6 protein-coding genes are annotated in these 6046 nt (G+C 48.0%); 5 read left to right on the plus strand and 1 reads right to left on the minus strand.

All coding sequences use genetic code 11. From position 1 onward, the window contains the following. Positions 1-6: 6 nt before the first annotated feature. The 5 genes from QZ942_RS11985 (at position 7) to QZ942_RS12005 (ending at position 5328) form a co-directional block, all read left to right on the plus strand. Positions 7-759: a glycerophosphodiester phosphodiesterase gene (locus tag QZ942_RS11985; protein ID WP_292995883.1), complete on the plus strand. Its 753-nt coding sequence runs from the start codon at positions 7-9 to the stop codon at positions 757-759. Further along, positions 756-2345 (plus strand): glycerol-3-phosphate dehydrogenase/oxidase, encoded by a 1590-nt coding sequence (locus QZ942_RS11990; protein WP_292995885.1) that lies wholly within the window; start codon positions 756-758, stop codon positions 2343-2345. The genes QZ942_RS11985 and QZ942_RS11990 overlap by 4 nt, the downstream gene beginning before the upstream one ends. Then, complete coding sequence (locus tag QZ942_RS11995) at positions 2330-3736, plus strand: FGGY family carbohydrate kinase (protein WP_292995887.1); 1407 nt, start codon at positions 2330-2332, stop codon at positions 3734-3736. The genes QZ942_RS11990 and QZ942_RS11995 overlap by 16 nt, the downstream gene beginning before the upstream one ends. Before the next feature lie 186 nt (positions 3737-3922). Further along, positions 3923-4513 carry a protoglobin domain-containing protein gene (locus tag QZ942_RS12000; RefSeq protein WP_292995889.1) on the plus strand — a complete coding sequence of 197 codons (591 nt, stop codon included), beginning with the start codon at positions 3923-3925 and terminating at the stop codon, positions 4511-4513. A gap of 2 nt (positions 4514-4515) precedes the next feature. Beyond that, positions 4516-5328 (plus strand): glycosyltransferase, encoded by an 813-nt coding sequence (locus QZ942_RS12005; RefSeq protein ID WP_292995891.1) that lies wholly within the window; start codon positions 4516-4518, stop codon positions 5326-5328. A gap of 218 nt (positions 5329-5546) precedes the next feature. Here QZ942_RS12005 and QZ942_RS12010 read toward each other — a convergent pair. Beyond that, positions 5547-6046, minus strand: a 500-nt coding sequence (locus tag QZ942_RS12010) for an IS3 family transposase (protein WP_292995893.1), incomplete at its 5' end; no start/stop codon positions are given.

Below are 6046 nucleotides of genomic sequence, written 5' to 3' on the forward strand. Positions count from 1 at the left end.
CAATAGATGCCAGGCAAAACCCGTCATTCCCCTAAGAATTGCTTGGTGTTTGCCCACCGCGGCGCAAATACGGAAGCAATGGAAAATACCCGAAACGCATTTGATAAAGCATTGGGGTATGCGATTGACGGCATTGAGACGGATATCCAATTAAGCCGGGATGAAATTGCGGTACTTTGGCATGACCGTTTTCTCGATAGAATCGGATTGAGCGATAAGCATATCGACGATTTTGATTATCATCAGCTTCAAGCACTGATTAATCCGGAATCTGAAAGCGAGGGCATTATGACCCTGCAAGATTTTCTGCTCACCTATCGTAACCGCTGCCGTTTATTGCTTGAAATTAAGAATCGTGACTGGGAACCTGTTTCCCGTCACGAATTAAAAATCCGCCAGACGCTTGATTTGGTCGGCCAAAACCTTGATCAACGGATCATTGTTTCATCATTCAATCTTCCCAGCCTCGTGTATGCGCACTGGTACAATCCGGCTTCTCCCTTGGTGTACAACTTTGAAACCACGCAAACCATTACAGATGCACGCGAGCTATTAAACACACACGCTTTTCTTCATGGATTTTGCCTGCCTATTGCGAACGTGGATCAAGCGATCGTCGACCTACTGCGTGAGCATAACAAGTGTATTGCCGTTTATACCTGTAACAGTGATTCAGAAATCAATAAAGCTTTGCAATTGGGTGTTGATATTCTCATCAGCGATTTACCCCATAAGACGCTGATACTGCGCGATCAATGAAAAGAGATTTTGCAGCGCTACAAAACCAACACTTCGATCTCCTAGTTTGCGGCGGCGGCATATATGGTGCTTGGACCGCGTATGATGCGGCGCTACGCGGTCTGAAAGTTGTCATCGTTGAGCAAGGCGATTGGGCCAGCGCCACCTCATCGGCATCCAGCAAACTCATCCATGGCGGCCTACGCTACCTGGAAACCTATGATTTCAAGCTAGTCAGCAAATCGCTCAAAGAGCGAACCATGCTGCTACACACAGCACCTCACCGTGTCTGGCCGCTACGTTTTGGTGTCCCCGTTTACGCACAGCAACGAATGAACCGGCTGCAACTGAAATTAGGGTTAACGCTTTATGATTTTCTGGCCGGTGATGCTGATCCGCAAATGCGTCACAACTATCTCAATCCCAAACAATTCACTGAATATTTCTCTTGCCTTGATGAGCAAGCACTGAATGGTGGATTTACTTATGCCGACGCACAAACCGATGACGCGCGACTGGTATTGGAATTAATTTCAGGCGCGCAAGATGCCGGTGCAAGCTGCATCAATTACTGCAAGTTGATTCAGTTACTGGAAACCAACGGACAAGCGGATGGAGCAATCGTCCAGGATCAGCTTACTCAAACCGAGCAGAAAATCAGTGCCAAACAGATTGTTTTTACCACCGGTCAATGGTTGGCGGAAGAAGCACAAAGCCGTGAATGGTGCCGCCTTGCGAAAGGAGTTCATCTGGTCATGCCCACCGTGCTGAAAGATGAAGCCTTATTGCTAACGGCAAAATCAGATGGCCGCGTGTTTTTTATGATTCCCTGGTATGGTTTAACATTGTTAGGCACAACCGACACCGATTTCAAAGGCGATGCCGAACAGGTAACTATTGATGCGAGTGATATTGCTTATTTGCTGGCCGCCGCCAATAATTATTTGAAAACACCCTGGAAAGAATCGGATATTATCGGCCGTTATGCTGGGGTGCGAGTTCTTAAACAAAATACTCAAACGGCTTCCTCCGGTTCACCGTCTGCGGTCAGCCGCGATTGGGAAATAAAAACCGCTTCCAACGGGGTACATTATGCCGTCGGCGGAAAAATAACGTCGTCACGCCAGGATGCCGCTCGTATCGTTGATACGGTGTGTTCACAACTCGGCACTGCTTTGCCCTGTGCAACCCAAGATCGATTATTTCCCTGGGCGCCACAGGAAAATTTCTCAGACTGGTCTACCCGCATGCTAGGCCAAGCAACGCAGATGGGCATTGATACAGAAAGTGCGAGATGGCTGCTGCATCGTCATGGCACACGAATAACTGAGATGCTTCGCCGCATTGAAACAGAAGCTGATTTGGCGCAGCGCATTATCCCGTCTCTGCCGTTTATTGTAGCCGATCTGCTACATTGCGCCGCTACGGAAATGGTTATCCACTTAGAAGATTTGTTACGCCGCCGCCTGCCATTACTCATTCTAGCCAAGCTGACGGAATACGAGTTACAGCAAATTGCGCTGCGCGTAGCCGATACCCTTCATTGGGACGCTACCAGAACTTACCAAGAAGTTGAGCGCTGCTGCAAACAATGGATCACGCACTGACCTCGGCAATTGCCCTTGATCTGGGCACGACATCCATTAAAGCAGCTTTAATGGATCGGCAAGGAAACCTCCAGCATATCGTCACCCGCTCTGCACCTGCCATTGATAGTCACAATGGGCACTATGAAAGTAATGCGCTCGATTATGCCGAGATTGCCGAACAGGTTCTGAAAGAATGTACGGCACAAACCGGTAACAATCCTCCTTTAGGGTTATGCAGTCAGCGCTCGTCTTTTCTGATCTGGGACAAAATCAGCGGATGTCCGTTAACACCCCTGATTTCATGGCAAGATGACCGCGGGGCAAGCTGCTGTGATCACCTGCACGCATCAACAGACACCATTCATAACCTGACCGGTTTACGTTTGACCGCTTATTACTTTGCTCCCAAGCTCAGCATCCTGTTGCAGGAGAATCCAGCATGGCGTGAGAAGCTTGTGCAGGGCGAATGGCTGGCAGGTACGCTGGATACTTTTCTGATCTGGCGCTGGACGCACGGTCAACATTTTCTCACCGACGCTTCCATGGCGGCACGCACCTTGCTGATGGACATCCACCAGCAGCGCTGGTCAGATACTTTATGCCAACTCTTCGATATTCCAAGCTCGATTCTGCCGCAAATCAAACCTTCAACCGGATTGAATTTATCTTTACCGGATTTCGGTTTGACGCTACAAGCCAGTGTCGGTGACCAATCGGCCGCACTGATCGCCGGCCTGACCGATAGCCAAACCGGCGCTTTGGTCAATCTTGGCACCGGCGGGTTTGTGATTCGTTCTCTCGCCAAGCACGAGCTGGCGTTTGATGGCTACCTTCAGACATTGGTTTACCAGAATGAGAATCAGCAGGTGCAATTTGCCGTTGAAGGCACGCTCAATTCCATCGCCACTGCTCTGGCGCCTTATCCTGTGAGAGATTGTTGCATTGAAGATTTGGCAAGTAACGACATTTACTGCCTTGCAGAGCCGAGCGGTTTAGGCGCACCGTACTTCCGCCAAGACTGGGGAGTTTATTTTTCCCAATCTGTCTCCGATTTGACCACACAACAAATCACCGCTCTGATGCTCGAAGCTATCATTTTCCGGATTGCGCGCATCCTGGAAGATTTCCATCACCACTCACCGCTGACACAAGTCTACTTATCCGGCGGCCTGTCCGAGTTACCCTGTTTGCAGCAAGGAATCGCTCAGTGCGTGCCACTCCCAATTTTTCATTTACAACAAAAAGAAGCAAGCCTCCAGGGTGCTGCTTTACTCGCCACCGGGCTTAAAATAAACTGCCGCCCGCAAGCAAATAAAGTAGCAATAAACTGTGTAAACAAAGCATTATCAGAAAAATTCCAACACTGGAAAAATTGGTTGGATGACTTACTGAAAACGCACGAAAACTAATCCGATCCCAAAAAGTACTCCCGCACAAATTATCAATCCTGTAGAATCCGCCATGCAAATACTCAATTGGCTCATTTTTCTATATAATTTGACAAGAATTCATTGCATAACAGCATGATATCAAATGCATAGTGTAACGATAAGTTCTGTTACCTATGTGACTAACATCTAATAAAAGGAAATTTTATGACAACAAACATACCTGGCTACACCTATGGCAGTGCTTCGCTTGCAAAATCCCCCGTATCACTCGATGATTTTGCCAATCTGAAACAAGCTACGCTGTTTGGCGATGATGATGTGCGCTATCTGAAAATGTCACACGACATACTCAAAGATCAAACCGAACAAATTCTGGATGTTTGGTATGGCTTTGTAGGCTCAACACCTTTCCTGCTGCACTACTTCACCAATGCAGCCGATGGCACACCCAACATGGATTATTTAGGCGGTGTGCGTAAACGCTTTGGTCAATGGATTCTGGACACCGCAAAAGCCGAATACAACCAAGATTGGCTCAACTATCAGTACGAAATCGGATTACGTCACCACACCTCGAAGAAAAATACTACCGACAACGTAAAATCAGTGCCGATCATTCACTTGCACTACATTTTTGCATTGCTCATTCCGATCACCACCACGCTGCGCCCATTCCTGGAAAAAGCCGGCCACTCCCGTGATGATGTGGATCGTATGCAAGATGCGTGGCGCAAATCAGTCTTGATGCAAGTCATTCTGTGGTCACAACCTTATATCAAACAAGGCGAGTTCTAATCTTGGCGTGGAGAGCGGTTATTTCCCGCTCTCCACCATCGTTTCACTCAGTTGACAGCACTCTCACCGAAATTCCTGCGTTTACCCCCATGCACCTATCCATCGTCATCCCCGCTTTTAACGAAGAACTATTGATTCTGGATTGTCTGAATTCGATTCAAGAATCAGTCAATGCCAATCAGAAACCCGGCTTTACCCACGAAGTGATCGTTGTTGACAACAACTCAACCGATAGAACCGCAAAACTGGCCACGCAAGCCGGTGCAAAAGTTGTGTTTGAACCGATCAATCAGATCGGCCGCGCACGCAACACTGGCGCAGCGGCTGCAACGGGCGATTGGTTGTTATTTGTGGACGCCGACAGCTTACTCAATCCCGGTATGGTGGCTGATATTTTACACATGATTGAAGGCGGCAAACACGTAGGCTGCGGCAGCGTCATGCACATGCCCAATCTGCCGTGGTGGGGTAACGCCGCGATGCAATTGTGGACTGCGTTTTCAGTTATATTCCGCTGGGCGTCGGGCGCTCTGGTAGTGTGCCGTACAGACGCGTTTCGCGATGTAGGCGGATTTAATCAGGAATTGTTCGCCGCCGATGAAATCGACCTCAGTCAACTGCTCAAACAATGGGGACGCAAACGCGGCCTAAAATTCACCATCCTCACCCGCCACCCGCTCGTCACTTCACCCCGCAAAGTACTACTGTACACTGGCCGTGAAATTGCCGGTCAGATATTCAGCGTCCTATTTAGTCCGAGAAAAACCTTACAAGACAAGAAAAAGCTTCCGATTTGGTACGATGGACGACGGTAAATTCAATTCTGAAAATATGACTCTTAGTAATACTCGCGTTATAAACAATATGCGAACACCCTTACAAATATATTTATGTAGGATTATTTCCCGCGTAAATAATGCTCTGCTCTAAATAACCAAGCGTAGAGGCTTAAAGAACTTTATTCCAACGGACTATAAAACCAAAGCAATAATAACGAAAACTTGACCTGGTCAAGTAAAACCGGACACTCCAGTTAAGCTGCTTTTATCGATTTTGCTGCTTCTGCCTCATATTGGTTTGGACTTTTGTAGTCCAGGTATGAATGCAGTCTCTGGTTGTTATAAAACACGGCGATATACTGCAAAATGTCCTGCTGTGCTTCATAGCGGGTTTGGTAATGCCGCCATTGGCAACGTTCCTGCTTGAGGCTGCCAAAGAAGCTTTCCGCAACTGCATTATCCCAACAATTTCCCAGACGACTCATGCTACCAATAAAACCATATGCGTTCAGCAGATTGCGGTATGCTTTGCCAGCATACTGCGACCCGCGATCCGAATGCACGATCAGGCCAGGCGGCGGCCGACGCAACCAGATAGCCATTCGCAATGCATCACAAACCAGTGTTGCTTTCATCCGTGAGCTCATGCTCCAACCGACCACTTTTCTGGAAAACAAATCTATTACGATTGCCAGATACAGCCAGCCTTCCTGTGTCCAGATGTATGTGATATCGCTGACATAAACTTGATCCG

The sequence above is a fragment of the Nitrosomonas sp. genome (assembly GCF_021731985.1).
Classification (GTDB): domain Bacteria; phylum Pseudomonadota; class Gammaproteobacteria; order Burkholderiales; family Nitrosomonadaceae; genus Nitrosomonas.

What these genes read in the sequence shown, in the direction of transcription:
- QZ942_RS12000 (WP_292995889.1), top strand. Translation starts at nt 3,923, where the DNA reads ATGACAACAAACATACCTGGCTACACCTATGGCAGTGCTTCGCTTGCA.
- QZ942_RS11985 (WP_292995883.1), top strand. Translation starts at nt 7, where the DNA reads ATGCCAGGCAAAACCCGTCATTCCCCTAAGAATTGCTTGGTGTTTGCC.
- QZ942_RS11995 (WP_292995887.1), top strand. Translation starts at nt 2,330, where the DNA reads ATGGATCACGCACTGACCTCGGCAATTGCCCTTGATCTGGGCACGACA.
- QZ942_RS11990 (WP_292995885.1), top strand. Translation starts at nt 756, where the DNA reads ATGAAAAGAGATTTTGCAGCGCTACAAAACCAACACTTCGATCTCCTA.